This is a genomic window from Ewingella americana ATCC 33852, from assembly GCF_000735345.1.
GTDB lineage: Bacteria > Pseudomonadota > Gammaproteobacteria > Enterobacterales > Enterobacteriaceae > Ewingella > Ewingella americana.
Map to the genome: position 1 here is coordinate 16,447 of NZ_JMPJ01000061.1, position 15,451 is coordinate 31,897.

Here is a 15,451-nt window from a genome sequence, read left to right on the forward strand (position 1 = left end):
TTTCACGAAATCTAGTATAGGTAACTTGCCACGACAAACGATGAAGCACGACCAAAATCTAGCCGTTACATCGCTTACTTTTCGTTCGCGGAAGACATCTCGCAAAAATGAACTACGCTTAAAGTTCCCCCTTGCGCAACTCAGGTTGAACGTTCAGCCTTGCGTCAGCTTTTGTGTTTTCCATTGCTCTGGCCCATCACAACAATCAGAAAAAGCACATTCAAATTGTTAACAATTTGATGCAGGGTATGAGCCCCACATAAAAGTTGCGCCACGATTTGCGCAAACGGCACGCAAGATTTTTGATAACAATGCTTGTAAGACGAAAAGCATTTAAAGGAGTAGAGATGAACCAGTTAGACGCACTGAAAAAATTGACCACGGTGGTCGCCGACAGTGGTGACATTGAATCTATCCGTCATTTCGAACCGCAGGATGCCACGACCAACCCATCCTTAATCTTAAAAGCTGCCGATCTGCCGCAGTACCAAGGGCTTATCAAAGACGCGTTGGATTACGCCCGCAAAAAAGGTGGCAGTAAAGAGACTCAAATTATCAACGCCAGCGACCGACTCGCCGTTAACATCGGGTTAGAAATCCTGAAAAGCGTGCCGGGGCGTATCTCGACAGAAGTCGATGCGCGACTCTCCTTCGACCGCGAACAGTGTCTGGCAAAAGCGCGCAAGCTGATTGCAATGTATGAAGAAAAAGGCGTTGATAAATCACGTATTCTTATCAAGCTGGCGTCAACGTGGGAAGGCATCAAAGCCGCCGAAGAGCTAGAGCGTGAAGGCATCAACTGTAACCTGACTCTGCTGTTCTCCTTCGCTCAGGCCCGCGCCTGTGCCGAAGCTGGCGTGTATCTGATCTCTCCATTCGTTGGCCGTATCTATGACTGGTACAAAGCCAAAGAGCCGAACGCGGCCTATGACGTCGAGAAAGATCCGGGTGTTAAATCCGTCCGTGATATCTACGAATACTACAAATCTCATAAGTATCAGACCGTGATCATGGGTGCCAGCTTCCGCAAAGTGGAACAAATTCTGGCACTGGCCGGTTGTGACCGTCTGACTATCTCCCCGAATCTGTTAGAAGAGCTGAAAGCCAGCAGCGAGCCGGTAGAACGCAAACTTGAACCTTCAACGAAAGGTTCCCCTCAGCCTAAGCCGCTGACTGAGAGCGAATTCCGCTGGTTGCACAATCAGGACCCAATGGCGGTTGAAAAACTGTCTGAAGGTATCCGCACATTCGCCGTTGACCAGCAGAAGCTGGAAGACATGCTGGCCGCTGAACTTTAATTAACTGGAGTCGAATAATGCCTTCTCGTAAAGAGCTTGCGAACGCTATCCGCGCATTAAGTATGGACGCTGTACAGAAAGCGAATTCCGGTCATCCCGGTGCCCCGATGGGCATGGCTGACATTGCCGAAGTGCTGTGGCGTGACTACCTGAACCATAACCCGACCAACCCAAACTGGGCCGATCGCGACCGCTTTGTGCTGTCGAACGGTCACGGCTCAATGCTGATTTACAGCCTGCTGCACCTCACGGGCTATGACCTGCCAATCAGCGAACTGGCTAACTTCCGCCAACTGCACTCTAAAACCCCCGGCCACCCAGAATATGGCTACACGCCGGGCGTAGAAACCACCACTGGCCCGCTGGGTCAGGGTATCGCCAATGCGGTAGGTTTTGCGATTGCCGAGCGCACGCTGGCAGCGCAGTTTAACAAGCCGGGTCACGACATCGTTGACCACCATACCTACGCCTTCTTAGGCGACGGCTGCATGATGGAAGGTATCTCGCACGAAGCCTCATCACTGGCCGGTACCATGAAACTCGGCAAACTGACCGCGTTTTATGATGACAACGGTATTTCCATCGACGGCCACGTCGAGGGCTGGTTTACCGATGACACCGCCAAACGCTTTGAAGCTTACGGCTGGCACGTGATCCGTGGCGTTGATGGCCATGACTCTGAAGCCATCAAGAAAGCCATCGATGAAGCCCACAAAGTGACCGATAAGCCATCACTGCTGCTGTGTAAAACCGTGATTGCCTTCGGCTCGCCGAACAAAGCCGGGACTCACGAAGCGCACGGCGCGGCTCTGGGTAACGACGAAGTGGCAGCAACCCGTAAAAATATCGGCTGGACTCACGCGCCGTTTGAGATCCCGCAGGACATTTATGCCGGTTGGGACGCCAAAGAAGCCGGTAAAGCCAAAGAGGCCGCGTGGAACGCCAAGTTTGACGCCTACGCAAAAGCGCATCCTGAGCTGGCGAAAGAGTTTAAACGCCGCGTGCAGGGCGAGCTGCCAGCCAACTGGGCTAGCGAATCGCAGAAGTTCATTGATGAGCTGCAGGCCAAGCCAGCCAACATCGCTAGCCGTAAAGCCTCGCAGAACACGCTGGAAGCTTTCGGCAAAGTGCTGCCAGAGTTCCTCGGCGGCTCCGCTGACCTCGCGCCAAGTAACCTGACCATGTGGTCTGGCTCGAAATCACTGGGTGATGACCTTGCCGGTAACTACATTCACTACGGCGTGCGTGAGTTCGGCATGACTGCGATCAGTAACGGTATCGCGCTGCACGGTGGTTTCCTGCCGTACTCCGCCACCTTCCTGATGTTCGTTGAATATGCCCGTAACGCGGTGCGTATGGCGGCGCTGATGAAAATTCGCAACGTCTTCGTCTATACCCATGACTCCATCGGTTTAGGTGAAGATGGCCCAACCCACCAGCCGGTCGAACAAATGGCCAGCCTGCGCGTTACGCCAAACATGAGCACTTGGCGTCCGGCGGATCAGGTTGAGTCTGCGGTAGCGTGGAAATATGCGATTGAACGCACTGACGGCCCGGCGGCGCTGATTTTCTCTCGTCAAAACCTGACCCAGCAGCCGCGCACCAAAGAGCAAGTTGCCAATATTGCTCGCGGTGGTTATGTGCTGAAAGACAGCGAAGGCACGCCAGACATTATCCTGATTGCCACGGGCTCTGAAGTGGGGATCACCGTGGAAGCCGCCGACAAGCTGGCTGCGTCAGGCACTAAAGTGCGCGTAGTGTCTATGCCTTCGACCGACGCCTTCGACAAGCAGGATGCGGCTTACCGCGAGTCCGTGCTGCCGAAAGCCGTCACGGCGCGCGTCGCCGTTGAAGCCGGGATTGCTGACTACTGGTACAAATATGTTGGCCTGAACGGCGCGGTAGTGGGTATGCACAGCTTCGGCGAGTCTGCTCCGGCTGATCTGCTGTTCAAAGAGTTCGGCTTCACCGTGGATAACGTGGTGGCACAGGCTCAGTCATTACTCAAGTAATGTGCTAAAACGCCAAAAGCAAAAGGCATCCCTCGGGATGCCTTTTTTGTCTGCGACGAAGACGGAATTGGCTGGAAATCAGCGTTTTTGCGTCACCCACAACACCGGCCACTCGCCGCCGCTGCTGTAACCATCGCAGCTTGGCTCGGAGGAGAACGAGGTCAGTTGGAACTGCTTGCCGTCGTAAACCCAGCGCGACGCCACGCCGCAATCGCCAATCCCCCGCCCTTTGTCAAAGGTAGAAAGCTCGCCGGTTTTCGGGTCAAAGTCTGCATTGATAAGCTCCGGAGACTCTTCTTCATCCCCCAGCTTGAACGGCATATTTAGCGCTAAATCTTCGGTTTTATAAGGAGCCTGACGCGAAACGCTGAAGCCCAACACAAACAGGTTGTAGGCTCCCATGTCGCAGTTGACCGTCATCAGCGCCTTATCATTACTCAAGGCAAACAGGTGGACTTCCCGCTCGGACGGCTCAAGGCTGCAATCATTGTTATCAATGGTGGCGGCGGCATTCTGCGTGATTGCCGAGATTTCAGTGTCAGTTAACGGATGAGGTTCGCTAAAGCGCGGCTGCAAAGGCGCGGCAGGTGCGGCCGGAACCGTGGTGGCCGGTTTATTGCCACGGTTGGCCCACGCGGTTTTGGTGCCAACTCGCCCCTGCTGGGCGTCGATTGCCAGCAAAGCGGCTTTAAAGCCTTTCAAAGAGATAGCAGGTTTAACTGCCTGCTGTGGGTCAGTTTTGCCGGTTAATTGAATGCTTTTGCCTTCGCGGATCGCGGCGATAAACTCATTCACCACCAGACGATTGCTGGTTGTCAGGCTGTTTTTACTGACATCCCATTCGCGGTGATTAAACGGCAAGCTTCTGCCATCAAGCTGTAAACGATTGGCGATAGGCTGCTCGCTGCCTGAATCATCGCCGCTGCGCTGGTAATCAATTTTAATCACCGCGCGCCCTTCTGGCCCGGCATCGCGAGAAATATTGAGGATTAGCTCCTGCCCGTCCTGCGAGTTTCTGGCGGAACAGTGGTTTAGGTTGTCACAACTGAGCTGCCAGTCGTTGTAGATAGTTTGTAGAGGATCAGCAAAAGCGCTAGAGGCGAAAAGGCCTGCCAGCACAAAAAGGGGAGCGGTTATCCAATTGGCGTTCATCACTTTCTGCTCTTTTTTGAATTCATCGACCTGATAATAGCTTAAGAGGATGCCGAGCAATTAAAATTAATTTTGCTACAAAACTTTCACTGTCTCAACAGACTGATATTCTGTAGCGCGGTTGTCTGGGGCCGAAAAATAGATAATAAAGATGCGAAAAGCATCATCGTATTTTCAGGAGAAACGGATGAAGTTTTGGATAGTCTGGGTGGCGCTTTTCTCGATGTCGGCCTTTGCTGAAGAACCTCTTTCAGTATTCACCGGCACATTGGGCAAGGCCAACGTGGTGGTTGAGCTGGACCTGAATAAGCCACAAGAGGTGACCGGGCGCTATTTCTATCAGAAATATCGTCTGGACCTGCCTTTGAGCGGCACGCTGAAAAACAATGAATTAAGCCTGACGGAAGGCGCTGATGACTTTGATGACACTCCGCACCCTTCCCTCACGCTGGATCACGACCCACAGGGCAACTGGCAAGGCACCTGGACAGACCCGAAAGGCAAAACGCTGCCAATTAGTTTAACGCCAGCGGTCCTGCCGGCAAAAGGCGATGACAGCTATCCGGGTTCTCTGCTGCACAGCGATCCTTATGAGTACCTGCGCCTTTCTGGCATTAATCTGGTGGAAGGCAAGCAGCAAGATTTCATGGGATACACCCTTCAGTGGTGGAGCGAGCCGCAGTCGAACATCAGCCTGTTCGAAGTGGTGTCTGGCTATCCGCAGAAGCAGCTGGAAGCCATCAATACCCGGCTGCGCGCCCGCCTGTGGCAAGAGGTCATCAGTTGGCACGCCTGTATGCTCGGCGCGACGCGCTTTGGTGAAGGAGATTACAGCCAGACGGTGACGCCGACCTATATGTCGGCAGATGTGGTCAGCGTCAGTCTGTTTACCAACTATGATTGCGGCGGTGCGCACCCTGATTTCGGCGAGTCACCGATTAATCTCAATGCGAAAAACGCCGAGCCGCTAACTTTGGAAGACGTGCTGTGGGTCGGCGAAGGTAAACCTTTCCACTATAGCGAAGCCGAAGACCGCGCCGCGCCGGGGGCCAGCGATGTGGATTTCGACACTTTCGCGGCTTATCGCGAGAAAAAATTCGCGCCTTGGTTGGTGAAAGAGATGACGGTTGCTCATCCTAAAGAGATGGTTAAGCCTACCGAAGACAGCGATGACGACTGCGACTACTCGGATGCTCAGGTGTGGCACTTCCCGGCGTGGTATTTAACGGCTAAGGGTGTCTATTTTGGCCCTTCCTTTGCCCGCGTGATGCGTTCGTGCGAAGGACCAGACTGGTCGATATTGCCGTGGAGCGCCATTGATGGTCATCCGGGTAACGTTAAGCTGCATTTGCCGCAGTAATTCTGCACTTTCGGACCATAAAAGCTGACCACGCAAAGGGCTTTCTTTACCTCGCCTTTGCGTGGTTGTTCAGCTTACATGTGGCTGTTGTACAAGAAGATCTAGGCCATCCAGCCCTGCGTCTGGGCATATTGCAGCAGCATAATGGTTTTGCCGTCCTTGATGCGCCCGTCTTTAATCATCTCCAGCGTCTGCGTAAAGGGCAGTTCCACCACTTCAATGTCTTCATCGTCCACGCCGCCGCCGGAATAGGCGCGCTGGGATTCATCATATTCGGCGGCAAAGAAGTGTACGATTTCCGTCACGCTGCCCGGTGACATATAGGCTTCGAACAGTTTTTGCACCGGGCCGACCACGTAGCCCGTCTCTTCAATAGCCTCTTTGCGCACGCACTCTTCCGGCGAGTCGTCATCCAGCAGGCCAGCGCAGGTTTCCAGCAGCATGCCCGTGGCATTGCCATTGACGTAGGTCGGCATGCGGAATTGGTTAATCAGCAGGACAGTTTTTTTGTGGCGGTTGTAGAGCAGAATGGTGGCCCCGTTGCCCCGGTCGTAAACTTCACGAACCTGCGGCTGGCGCTCACCGTTGTTCTTGATGAGGTCGTAGGTGTATTTGTGTAAAACGTACCAGTTATCAGAAAGTAACTGCTTTTGGACATTTTCAATCTTTGATGACATACCGCGTCCCCGCCCAATAAAATTCAGTGAGAGAAGCCAGACATCATAGGCGTCTTAGGGACGGGATGACAAAGGAAATATCTGCCGCGCACAGGCTTTTATCCTCTGGCGATGGCTTCGAGCAACTGCTCCGGGTGGCGGTCTATCCACGCGACATCAATCGGTCCCCACGCTTTTATCTGATAATAACCGTCGTTATTTCTGATCCCCTGCTGTACAAATTCTAGCTCGATGCCCATCCCCGGTAATGCTTTCAAAACATCCTGTAATGTGCGACGCGGCCAGCCGGTTCGCGCCATTAATTTAGGCACGTTGAGACGCGGTTCATTTTTCAACAACCAACAGAGATATAATCGGCGAGCAAAGACTGAATTCAATTCCATGAATAACTCCTGATCTGCTTCGTTTTTTGTTTGCATTAGCCTTTAATGGCGCTTTATTCTGACTACCTCCAGCGCGCATTCGTTCGAATCGCAAATAGTGAACATCTCGTTTCTGTCATCAAATAGTAGTCTGAACGTAGGAAAATTACCGGTTTGATAATGTGTCAGGGGTATTATTTTTTACATTATCTCCTTTATTTCTCCACGTTTTCTTGGCGAGTTGCGGGTAAAGTGCTTACACGTCGCATTGCGGCATCCTTATTGGGATTGGATAATAATTTCGGTGCAAAGCATCGACGCGCAAGGAATTTTTGCGGTGATCTATTTGTCAGAATATAACTTCACCCCCAGGTGACCGACATTCTGTTTATTTGCTGATGTTCTTCACGCTGTACTGGTGATAATGAGGTTTTTGACGCATGGCCAACTTTTTTATCGATCGCCCAATTTTTGCTTGGGTTTTAGCGATCATTATCTCTTTATCCGGCGCACTGGCCATTCACTCTCTTCCCATTGAGCAATATCCAGATTTAGCACCGCCAAACGTGCGTATTACCGCGACCTATCCGGGCGCGTCAGCACAAACGTTAGAAAATACCGTTACGCAGATTATCGAGCAGAACATGACCGGGTTGGACAACCTGATGTACATGTCGTCGCAAAGTAGCAGCAACGGTAAATCGCAAATTACCCTGAGTTTCGTTGCCGGTACAGACCCCAACGAGGCTTTGCAGCAGGTGCAAAACCAGCTGCAACAGGCCCTTAAGCGTTTGCCGCAGGATGTGCAGACCCAAGGGGTGACCGTCTCTAAAACCGGTGATACCAACCTGATGACCGTGGCCTTCGTCTCCACCGATGGCAGCATGGATAAGCAGGATATTGCCGACTATGTGGCGTCCAACATTCAGGACCCGCTGAGCCGTATCGATGGCGTGGGCAGCATTACCGCCTATGGTTCGCAGTACGCCATGCGTATCTGGCTCAACCCGAATAAACTCAACAACTATTCCCTGACCACCACCGACGTGGTGAACGCGATTAAAGCGCAAAACAGCCAAGTGGCGGTAGGCCAGCTCGGCGGCGCGCCGTCGGTTGATTTCCAAGCTTTGAACGCCACGGTTAACGCCCAGTCACAGCTGCAAACGCCGCAGCAATTCCGCGACATCACGCTGCGAGTCAATGCAGACGGCTCACAGGTGAAACTTGGCGATGTGTCTACCATCGGTTTAGGCGCGGAAGATTACAGTATTCTGAGCCGCTATAACGGTCAGGCCGCTTCCGGTATGGGTGTGCAGTTGGCCTCCGGTGCCAACGAGCTGCAAACCGACACGCTGGTGCGCGCCCGCCTTACCGAGCTGGAGAAGTACTTCCCGCACGGCCTTGAAACCCGTATCGCCTATGAAACCACGCCGTTTGTTAAAGCCGCGATCACCGACGTGGTGAAAACGCTGTTCGAAGCTATCGTGCTGGTTTTCTTGGTTATGTACCTGTTCTTGCAGAACTTCCGTGCGACGCTTATTCCAACTATTGCCGTGCCGGTGGTACTGCTGGGCACCTTCGTGGTGCTGCATCAGTTTGGCTACACCATCAACACCCTCACCATGTTTGCCATGGTGTTAGCCATCGGCCTGTTGGTGGATGACGCCATTGTGGTGGTGGAAAACGTCGAGCGCGTGATGAGCGAGGAGGGGCTAAGCCCCAGAGAAGCCACGCGAAAATCCATGGGGCAGATTCAAAGTGCGCTGGTCGGTATCACCATGGTGCTATCAGCGGTGTTTATCCCGATGGCCTTCTTTGGCGGCACTACTGGCGCGATTTATCGCCAGTTCTCCATCACCATTGTCGCCGCCATGGTGCTGTCGGTGTTTGTTGCGCTGACCCTCACCCCTGCCCTGTGTTCCACCATCCTAAAGCCTATTGCCAAAGGGCATCACCATGGCAAAACCGGCTTCTTCGGCTGGTTCAACCGGATGTTCGACCGCAATGCCAATCGCTATGAAAACGGCGTCAGCAGCGTCCTGAAACACAGCGTGCGCTTTATGTTCGGCTACTTGCTGATTGTGGGCCTGCTGGCATTCCTGTTCGTCAAATTGCCAACCTCCTTCCTGCCGCAGGAAGACCAAGGCGTGTTTACCATTCAGGTCCAGCTGCCGCCGGGTTCGACGTTGCAACAGACGCAGAAAGTCGTGGAGAAGATTGAGCACTACCTGCTGACCAAAGAGACTAAAGACGTGGTATCGGTGTTCGCGACATTGGGCGCAGGCCCCGGCGGTAACGGGCAGAACGTCGCCCGTATGTTCGTGCGTTTGACCGATTGGGATGACCGAACTGCCAGCGGCAACTCGGCGCAGGACATTATCGAGCGCGCCACCAAAGAGTTCCGCCACATTAAAGAAGCCCGCGTTATTGCCAGCGCCCCGCCGTCAATCAATGGCTTGGGGACTTCGGCAGGCTTCGACATGGAATTGCAGGACCACGCCGGTTTAGGCCACGACGCATTAATGAATGCCCGCGACCAGCTGCTGGACATGACCAGCAAAGACCCGAGCCTGAGCCGCGTGCGTCACAACGGTTTGGATGACAGCCCTCAGCTGCAAATCGAAATTGACCAAGCCAAAGCACAGGCGCTGGGCGTGGCGATTGCTGATATCAACAGTACGCTGAGCACCGCGTGGGGCTCGACCTACGTCAATGACTTCGTGGATCGCGGTCGCGTGAAGAAGGTTTACGTACAGGCCGACGCGCCTTATCGCATGCTGCCGGACGACGTGAATAAATGGTATGTGCGCAACAGCAGCGGCGGCATGGTGCCATTCTCCGCCTTTGCCACCTCCCACTGGGAAACCGGCTCGCCGCGTCTCGAACGCTACAACGGCTATTCCGCAGTAGAAATTGTTGGTGAAGCGGCGCAGGGCATCAGCAGCGGCGCGGCCATGGACACCATGGAGAAGTTGGTTGCCAAATTGCCAAGCGGCTTCGGCCTTGAGTGGACCGGCCTCTCCTATCAGGAGCGTCTGTCAGGTGCGCAGGCCCCGGCGCTGTATGCCATTTCACTGTTGGTGGTATTCCTGTGTCTGGCGGCGCTGTACGAAAGCTGGTCCATTCCGTTCTCAGTGATGCTGGTTGTGCCGCTGGGCGTAATTGGTGCGGTGATTGCCACTTGGCTGCGCGGGCTGGAAAACGACGTCTATTTCCAGGTGGGGATGTTGACCATCATCGGGCTGTCGGCGAAGAACGCCATTCTGATTGTCGAATTCGCCAATGACCTGAACCTGAAAGGCAAGGCGCTGCTGGAATCAACGCTTGAAGCCTCCCGCATGCGTCTGCGCCCAATTCTGATGACCTCGCTGGCCTTCGTCTTCGGCGTGCTGCCAATGGCGACCAGCCAAGGCGCAGGCTCTGCCAGCCAGCACGCGGTGGGCACCGGCGTAATTGGCGGGATGATTTCAGCCACCGTGCTGGCTATCTTCTTCGTGCCGCTGTTCTTTATGTTAGTGCGCCGCCGTTTCCCAGCGAAGCCAACTGTCGCGCCGCTGATTGGCGATATTGTTGAAGCCGCGCCAGATCCTCATTCCGGCCCGCAAGGCGATCCACATAAATAACCACGGTGAAAAATAATCGATAAAAAAAGGCGCTAATCAAATTAGCGCCTTTTTATTTAGCGTACCTGAATTTATGTCTTCTATTTAGGTACTCATTTTGGTCCCGTTGGTGCTTTTAATTTAAAGCGTTTAAAACGTTAAGAAGGACTAAATTACACTTTTATTTTTTGCTTTATCTTAATCTCAAGCTGGCGATTAACCGCGCAGCATGGCATCGATAAAGTCTTTCCAGTTAACTAACTCTTGCTCGACCATGGTACTCCCCTTGAATTGACGGAAGGGATTATACGGCGAAAAATTAACCTCACAAATTCTAATTAGCGATATTTTAATCAGGATCACAGTAGTAAAAGCGGTAATCAGATTAATCATACGCTTAGCAATGCGGCTAAAAATTCATCAGTTATTTGCCCTTGGCGTTGCGAAAGGTTATTTTATTTGGCTTAAGTTGCCTGCCAGCCAGTGGCAACTGTTCGATATCCAACAAAAAGAACCCATAAGGTCAGAGCAATGCTAGAAACTATTGAGAATTTGAGCGCTCAGGGGCGCTATGAAGAAGCACTGCAAAGCGCGCTGGGTGCGCTTGCTTCCTCCCCGCAAAATCCACAACTGCTCTATAACGTGGCGTCGCTCTATGACTGTCTTGGACTTGAGCAACAGGCGATTCCGTTTTATCAGGCCGCCATTAATCACCAACTGAGTGGGCAGGATTTACGCGATGCCTATCTCGGCTTAGGCAGCACCTACCGCGCACTGGGGCGCTATCAGGAATCTCTGGAGACCTTTGATACCGGCCTGAGGCTGTTTCCGAACGCCAGCGAAATCAGGATGTTCCGCGCCATGACCTTATATAATCTCGGTCATGCTAAAGAAGCCGTGGCGCAATTATTAATGCTGCTGATGAACAGTAATTCCAGTGAAGAGATTATTCGCTACAAGAAAGCCATCACCTTTTATAGTGATGATCTGGATCGCATCGAATAATAGCGACTGTAAATATTCATTAATATTTTTAATAATTCTTACACTCTTTGAATTTAATCTTTCAATCTGTGCCTCAGGTAGACCCCTAAGGGATTTTCCCGCATTATGTGCCTCATCTTATTCATCAGCCCGAGGCGGGTTGACAGGCACTTTCAGCTTATAACAGGTAACGTTTTCCCATGGCAGAAACATCCTCAAAGACCCCTTTCATCCTCTACGGTATTAAAAATTGCGACACGGTTAAAAAAGCGCGCCGCTGGTTGGAAGATAACGGCAGCGATTATCGCTTCCATGATTACCGCGTAGACGGGCTGGATGCCGACCTTTTACAGCAGTTGATCGACAAGCAAAGTTGGGAAGCGCTGTTAAATACCAAAGGCACAACTTGGCGCAAGCTGGATGAAGCCACCCGCGCCGCCTGTGACAATCAGGAGGCCGCCAAAGCCTTGATGCTGGAGCATCCGGCCATGATTAAGCGCCCATTTTTACTGGCCGCCAGCGGCGAATCGCTGCTTGGCTTCAAGCCAGAAAGCTATCAGCAATTTATCGAACAGGTGAAATAACATGAGCTGCCCCGTTCTCGATTTAGCACAACAGTTAATTCGCCGCCCTTCCCTCAGCCCGGACGACGCAGGCTGTCAGGAGATTATGATTGCGCGCCTGAAAGCCATTGGCTTCAAAATTGAAGCGATGAACTTCGGCGATACGCTGAATTTCTGGGCCACCCGTGGCGAAGGTAAAACCTTAGCCTTCGCGGGCCACACCGACGTGGTGCCGACCGGCGATCCTAGCCTGTGGGTCACCGGCCCGTTCGAACCCGCCCTGCGCGACGGCATGCTTTACGGCCGCGGCGCGGCAGATATGAAAGGTTCGCTGGCCGCCATGGTGGTTGCCGCCGAGCGCTTCGTCGCCAGCAATCCGAACCATAAGGGCCGCCTCGCCTTCCTGATCACCTCCGACGAAGAGGCCAGCGCGGTCAATGGCACGGTAAAAGTGGTCAATGCACTGATGGAGCGCCGCGAGCGTTTGGACTTCTGTCTGGTGGGCGAACCTTCGAGCACCACCCGCGTGGGCGATATCGTCAAAAATGGCCGTCGCGGCTCAATGACCGCCAACCTGCACGTTCACGGCGTTCAGGGCCACGTGGCTTACCCCCATCTGGCAGACAACCCGGTGCATCGCGCCATGCCTGCGCTGAATGAGCTGGTCGCCACCGAGTGGGATCAGGGCAATGAATTCTTCCCGCCGACCAGCATGCAAATCGCCAATATTAATGCCGGAACCGGCAGCAATAACGTGATCCCCGGCGAGCTGTACGTGCAGTTTAACTTCCGCTTTAGCACCGAACTGACCGACGCCATCATCAAACAGCGCGTGGCGGAGCTGCTCGACCGGCATAAACTGCAATACACGCTAAACTGGGTGGTTTCCGGCCAGCCGTTCCTCACGTCGCGTGGCGAATTGGTTGACGCGGTAGTGAATGCGGTTCGCCATTACAGCGAAATCACTCCCGAGCTGCAAACCACCGGCGGCACCTCCGACGGGCGTTTCATCGCACTGATGGGCGCACAGGTGGTTGAGCTGGGGCCGGTGAACGCCACCATCCATAAAATCAATGAATGTGTACAAGCCGCCGACCTGCAACTGTTGAGCCGCATGTACCAGCGGATCATGGAGCAACTGGCCGCATGATAGATAACCTGATGTTGACCGGCCGTTCGGCGGCCCACCTCGCGCCCATCAACGAGGGTCCACATCGGCTACAGCCCGAGGCCGTAGAAGCTTTCACCCGCATGCAAGACGCAGCCCGTCTGGCGGGCTTTAACCTGCAACCGGCGAGCACCTTTCGTGATTTCGAGCGGCAATTAGCGATTTGGAATGGCAAATTTCGCGGTGAGCGCCCAGTATTAGATAAGGAGAGCCGCCCGGTTGAGGTGGTTTCGCTGAGCGATGCCGAACGCTGCGAGCTGATTTTGCGCTGGTCCGCCCTGCCGGGTGCCAGCCGACATCATTGGGGAAGCGATTTAGATATTTACGACCCCGATCTGCTGCCGCAAGGGAGCAAGCTTCAGCTAGAGCCGTGGGAGTATGAAGCAGGCGGCTACTTTGCTGACCTGAATCAGTGGCTTTCGGACAATATGGCGAGCTTTGGTTTCTATCGCCCTTATGATATCGACCGTGGCGGCGTCGCCGTCGAGCCTTGGCATTTGAGTTACCGCCCTCTGGCAGCGCAGTGTGAAACACGGCTCACGCCAGAGGTGCTGATTGAAGCATGGCGAGGACAAGAGGTTGCGGGCTGTGACTGGGTGACAAATCATCTGGCAACGATTTTCCCGCGTTTTATCGCAATACCAAAACAATAAGGAGTCAGCCATGGAGTGGATTAAAGATTACTGGTGGATTATTTTGATCATACTGGCGGGGATCGTCATCAGCGGAATCAAAGAGCTAAACCGCGTTGACGTGAAGAAATACCTCAATGATAAACCTGAAATTCCACCGCATCGTGATAACAATGCCCAGTGGGATGACGAAGACGATTGGCCTAAGAAGAAGTAGGTTTTTGATTTGACTCTGGTTTTGCGCCCTCTCCTTAGAAAGGAGAGGGCGCAAAACAATCACCTAACCCCGCAAATACCCCAGCGCCAGCGCGATCATCTGCTCATCCAGCCCGTGCGCCATGTGCGGCAGCAAATCTAATGTCACCTCGGCGCCCAGCGATTGCAGGCGTTCAAAGGCCGTTTTCGACTGGTACGGATTGATAATCGGATCCTGCTCGCCGTGAATCAAATGCACGGCGGTTCCGGCGGCGATCGGCTGCTCGGGTAGGTTGGCGAAGCGGCCACTGTAAGCAATGATCTGCCCGGCCAGCGCCTGCTCAACTTTTGTCGACTCCAGCGCCATAATGGTGCCCTGTGAGAAGCCGATAATCGCCGTGTCTTCTGCCGCTACGCCGCTGCTGGCCTGCCATTCACGCACGGTGCGAACAAACAGCGGCATTGCCTCGTCGATACGCGACTGGCGGTTTTTCTCGGTCACGCCCTGCACGGAAAACCACTGGAAGCCGCGGCCAAAGTCGCAAACGTCCGGGCTACCGATGCTGACCACCAGCGCCTGAGGGAAAGCCTTGGCGAAGAACTTCCCCACCTCGCCCATCGACACCGGGTTATCCCCTACGCCGTGAAACAGCAGGATCAGTTTATTCGCCACACCTTCCGGCTGTTGGACAATCACATTTTGACTCGCCATGACCTTTTCCTTTCAATCAATATTACTGCGCACCGGGCGCGTCTCTCCCGCCACTATACCTAGGTTCACAACCGGGTAAATCGGGTTTTGTTGAACGAATCGTTCCATTTATTGCAATGAAATCAGGCTATTCCCCACCGCCATTTTTCGGTTTGGCGAAGCTGCGCCACGTTTCGCAGGACGCGGGGTCGAGCTGCGTCAGCGCCTGTGCCGCCTCTTGCCGCCAGCGCTGAAGTAGGGCTTTACGACCGCTGAGACTGAGCCGTTCGACGCACTCGGCGACGGGTAGCTTATCTTGCAAATGCGCCCGCAGCGCGGCCAGCGGCAGTTCACTCGCCAGCAGCAGGCGCTGCAAGGCGGCATAGCTGCTTTCCACGGCGCGATGAGCGAAAGCAAAACCGGCCAGTTCGCGCCAGTCGGCTTCACTAAGTGCCTGACTCAGGTCCTGTTCCACATCCAGTTCAAGGGCGATCAGCTGCCGCAGCCAAGGCCAGTCGCGCGCCAGCTGTTGTTCGGCCTGTTCGACCATGCGCCGGCCCGCATTACTGATTGGCAGCGCGGCCATGGTGGCGTAGCAGCCGCTGCTGGCCTCCAACTGGCTTCCCACGCGCAACAGGCGATAACCGGCCTGCTGCCATAAAGCACTAAGCTCGGCGGTATAGCCGAAGCTGACGGACAGAAAATCCAACCCCTCGTTGGCGGCCATCTCAGCCTGTTGCGCCAATAAAGCCCGC

Annotated in this window: 15 protein-coding genes; 9 read left to right on the top strand and 6 right to left on the bottom strand. The window is 53.9% G+C overall.

Annotation, left to right across the window (positions count from 1 at the left end; genetic code table 11):
- Window positions 1-347: 347 nt before the first annotated feature.
- The gene (tal, locus tag GEAM_RS12705) at window positions 348-1,298 is read left to right on the top strand and encodes a transaldolase (RefSeq protein ID WP_034792065.1); all 951 of its coding nucleotides are present in this window, start codon (window positions 348-350) and stop codon (window positions 1,296-1,298) included.
- Between the two features lie 17 nt (window positions 1,299-1,315).
- Complete coding sequence (tkt, locus tag GEAM_RS12710) at window positions 1,316-3,310, top strand: transketolase (protein ID WP_034792066.1); 1,995 nt, start codon at window positions 1,316-1,318, stop codon at window positions 3,308-3,310.
- A gap of 78 nt (window positions 3,311-3,388) precedes the next feature.
- Here tkt and GEAM_RS12715 read toward each other — a convergent pair whose 3' ends face one another.
- Window positions 3,389-4,462: a DUF1176 domain-containing protein gene (locus tag GEAM_RS12715; protein ID WP_034792088.1), complete on the bottom strand. Its 1,074-nt coding sequence runs from the start codon at window positions 4,460-4,462 to the stop codon at window positions 3,389-3,391.
- A gap of 187 nt (window positions 4,463-4,649) precedes the next feature.
- Here GEAM_RS12715 and GEAM_RS12720 point away from each other — a divergent pair, with 187 nt between their 5' ends.
- The gene (locus GEAM_RS12720) at window positions 4,650-5,822 is read left to right on the top strand and encodes a hypothetical protein (RefSeq protein WP_034792067.1); all 1,173 of its coding nucleotides are present in this window, start codon (window positions 4,650-4,652) and stop codon (window positions 5,820-5,822) included.
- 101 nt (window positions 5,823-5,923) lie between these two features.
- On the opposite strand, the gene nudK is transcribed toward GEAM_RS12720, so the two are convergent.
- Window positions 5,924-6,499, bottom strand: coding sequence for a GDP-mannose pyrophosphatase NudK (gene nudK / locus GEAM_RS12725; RefSeq protein ID WP_034792068.1), 576 nt, complete (start codon window positions 6,497-6,499; stop codon window positions 5,924-5,926).
- Window positions 6,500-6,597: 98 nt separating this feature from the next.
- Complete coding sequence (locus GEAM_RS12730) at window positions 6,598-6,882, bottom strand: winged helix-turn-helix domain-containing protein (protein WP_034792089.1); 285 nt, start codon at window positions 6,880-6,882, stop codon at window positions 6,598-6,600.
- Window positions 6,883-7,301: 419 nt separating this feature from the next.
- On the opposite strand from GEAM_RS12730, the gene acrD reads away from it, so the two are divergent.
- Complete coding sequence (acrD, locus tag GEAM_RS12735) at window positions 7,302-10,484, top strand: multidrug efflux RND transporter permease AcrD (protein WP_034792069.1); 3,183 nt, start codon at window positions 7,302-7,304, stop codon at window positions 10,482-10,484.
- 195 nt (window positions 10,485-10,679) lie between these two features.
- Here acrD and ypfM read toward each other — a convergent pair whose 3' ends face one another.
- Window positions 10,680-10,856: a protein YpfM gene (gene ypfM, locus GEAM_RS23565; protein ID WP_147283376.1), complete on the bottom strand. Its 177-nt coding sequence runs from the start codon at window positions 10,854-10,856 to the stop codon at window positions 10,680-10,682.
- A gap of 138 nt (window positions 10,857-10,994) precedes the next feature.
- On the opposite strand from ypfM, the gene GEAM_RS12740 reads away from it, so the two are divergent.
- From GEAM_RS12740 to GEAM_RS12760, 5 genes are all read left to right on the top strand, one after another.
- Window positions 10,995-11,468, top strand: a complete 474-nt coding sequence (locus tag GEAM_RS12740) for a tetratricopeptide repeat protein (RefSeq protein WP_034792071.1) — start codon at window positions 10,995-10,997, stop codon at window positions 11,466-11,468.
- 179 nt (window positions 11,469-11,647) lie between these two features.
- Window positions 11,648-12,031 (top strand): ArsC family reductase, encoded by a 384-nt coding sequence (locus tag GEAM_RS12745; protein ID WP_034792073.1) that lies wholly within the window; start codon window positions 11,648-11,650, stop codon window positions 12,029-12,031.
- A 1-nt stretch (window position 12,032) separates the two neighbouring features.
- Entirely contained in the window at window positions 12,033-13,160 is a 1,128-nt protein-coding gene (gene dapE / locus GEAM_RS12750; protein ID WP_034792074.1) for a succinyl-diaminopimelate desuccinylase, read from the top strand.
- Window positions 13,157-13,831, top strand: coding sequence for a M15 family metallopeptidase (locus GEAM_RS12755; RefSeq protein ID WP_034792076.1), 675 nt, complete (start codon window positions 13,157-13,159; stop codon window positions 13,829-13,831). The genes dapE and GEAM_RS12755 overlap by 4 nt, the downstream gene beginning before the upstream one ends.
- Window positions 13,832-13,841: 10 nt before the next feature.
- The gene (locus GEAM_RS12760; RefSeq protein WP_034792078.1) at window positions 13,842-14,027 is read left to right on the top strand and encodes a YpfN family protein; all 186 of its coding nucleotides are present in this window, start codon (window positions 13,842-13,844) and stop codon (window positions 14,025-14,027) included.
- A 63-nt stretch (window positions 14,028-14,090) separates the two neighbouring features.
- Here the strand turns inward: GEAM_RS12760 and ypfH are convergent, their stop codons facing one another.
- Window positions 14,091-14,717 (bottom strand): esterase, encoded by a 627-nt coding sequence (ypfH, locus tag GEAM_RS12765; RefSeq protein WP_034792079.1) that lies wholly within the window; start codon window positions 14,715-14,717, stop codon window positions 14,091-14,093.
- A 127-nt stretch (window positions 14,718-14,844) separates the two neighbouring features.
- The coding region (locus tag GEAM_RS12770; RefSeq protein WP_281627029.1) for a tRNA-binding protein at window positions 14,845-15,451 on the bottom strand (607 nt) is incomplete at its 5' end.